The following is a 1,153-nucleotide window of genomic DNA, read 5'->3' as shown; positions in this document are numbered from 1 at the left end:
ATAAAAGTTGTCTTTTAATATAAGGATCGCAACTTCATATATCAGCGATTTTTAAGATATATCGATTTACCAACAAAAAAACTGTTCGTAGCTATTATTTGGATAGCAATCTCTATAATACTTTGTAGTGACTCGATCCCTTATATAATCCCCCTTTTACAAATCCATTCGCAGTATAAAACACATCACCTTGCTTCGTGTCAGTATGTAAAACAATCACTTCAAAATATTTTTCCGCATGACGTAATAGTTGGTTTAATAATAAGTTCCCTAACCCTATACGCCGATAATCCCTTGAAATATAAAATCTCCTTAACCGCCCAATCTTATTGTCTTTTGTGTACGGATCCTCATTTAAACCTCCAACTCCAATTAACATATCACCTTGGAAAACACCATATAAACATTCTCCAGTTTTATTGAATACATTTATTTTGTTTTTATATTCATTTATTAGCCTTATAAGGAAATTAAAACCTTCTTCTTCACTTTCTTGAACGAGATGACTGAATTCATATTCCATTAAATTTTCTATTTGTTGAATATGTATATCTTTCAAGTCCATTCCCCCTAAGTATGAAAATACATAAAAATGCTCGAGAATCTTTTATTCTGAGCATTTTTATGGTTGTTACTTTATGTAATTTATAGCGTGCGTATTCTTCACTTCATATGTAAATCGATAATACAGTTGATTAATTTTATTATGAAAATATAAGAGCCTTGCTACAATCTAGTGTGTGATAAGGCTCTTTAAAGTTGTTTAATTCTTATCGAATTAAAGCATGTGTTTGTTTAAGTGTATACATTCACCATTTATAAATTCTCTCAAATATACTATAAGTTTATATATTTCTCATTCTTCTCTAACAGGTTCAAAATAAATTGTAATTTGTTAATCGATATGCTTGTGTAACCACTGTTCAAATATCTTTAACTGTTCTTCGGTATGAAAGTAATGTTCACCCGTCTCCATAACTTCTAATTCACAACGATGTTTTTCTGTAAAATAGTTAATAGTTTCAAGTTCACACAGTTCATCCTTGGCTCCGTACAAAATATATGTATCTATATTCCATGTATTAATCGGAAGTTCTTTTACATAGCATAAATAATCCCAATGTAACTTTTGACCAATAGATGTCTCTATAGT

Annotated in this window: 1 protein-coding gene and 1 pseudogene; both read right to left on the bottom strand. The window is 29.7% G+C overall.

The features are described from left to right. Window positions 1–112: 112 nt before the first annotated feature. The gene (locus ABWK52_RS28375; RefSeq protein ID WP_098541936.1) at window positions 113–565 is read right to left on the bottom strand and encodes a GNAT family N-acetyltransferase; all 453 of its coding nucleotides are present in this window, start codon (window positions 563–565) and stop codon (window positions 113–115) included. 330 nt (window positions 566–895) lie between these two features. Next, a pseudogene (locus tag ABWK52_RS28370) lies at window positions 896–1,153 on the bottom strand (alpha/beta hydrolase); the annotation flags it as partial.

Source organism: Bacillus sp. AP50, assembly GCF_040492675.1.
Taxonomy (GTDB): domain Bacteria; phylum Bacillota; class Bacilli; order Bacillales; family Bacillaceae_G; genus Bacillus_A; species Bacillus_A cereus.
The sequence above is the reverse complement of the archived record's forward strand: the minus strand, read 5'-3'. Positions and strand labels throughout refer to the sequence as shown.

Coding starts and splice junctions, on each gene's coding strand:
- ABWK52_RS28375 (WP_098541936.1), bottom strand. CDS start 565: ATGGACTTGAAAGATATACATATTCAACAAATAGAAAATTTAATGGAA.